A 665-nucleotide genomic window follows, 5' to 3' on the forward strand; every position below is an offset into this window, starting at 1 on the left:
GGCTCGGGCTTCCAGTCGACTTTGTCGGGCACAAGTTCGGCGGTGTAGTGGTAGTGCGTGCCTTGTTCGGAACCCGCCGCGTCTTCTTCTTGACTCGTGTGTTGCACGCCATGGTGGCGCATGCGCACGGGGCGCCAGCCTTGGTTCCAGTCTTCGCGCGGGTGGCCGGTCAGATCGAAGGCGACACCGGGAATCAAACGCGCGTCATCGCCTTCGACAAACGCCACGCGCGCATCGCGGCGGCGGCCTAGCAGGCGGGTTTGCGTGAAGGGCTTGCCCGCTTCGTCGCGTTTGTAGCGGCCGGGGTAGTCGTAGCGTTCGTAGCGATGATCCTGGTGGTCAAGGTCGGTGGCGACCGGGGAATGTTCCTGGCTATAGCGCGGATGGGTGTACGTGTAGTCGCGCTGGGTCTGCACGGCGGTGCGGATGCGCGCGGCGTAGGCAAAGCGATGCAGCGCTGGTTCGGCCTGGTCGCCGCCAGGCATGGGGTTGTACAGGACCGGCCCGCCCGCGATCTCGCCATGGATGTAGATGCGGTCACCATGAATCAGGCGGTGCCCGTGTTCCGAGTGCGCGTAGCGGTAGAAGTAGCCTTCTTCGGCCGCCAGCCTGTCCAGAAACGCCAAGTTGGTGTCGCCGGCTTGCACGCAGTATTCGCGGGGCAG

1 protein-coding gene is annotated in these 665 nt (G+C 65.1%); it reads right to left on the reverse strand.

Going from position 1 to position 665, the window contains the following annotated elements; all coding sequences use genetic code 11:
• A partial coding sequence (locus WBR68_RS31420; RefSeq protein WP_255696345.1) for a contractile injection system protein, VgrG/Pvc8 family occupies nt 1-665 on the reverse strand: 665 nt, incomplete at both ends.

This window comes from Achromobacter sp. JD-1 (assembly GCF_038594925.1).
GTDB classification, from domain to species: Bacteria; Pseudomonadota; Gammaproteobacteria; order Burkholderiales; family Burkholderiaceae_B; genus Achromobacter; species Achromobacter spanius_C.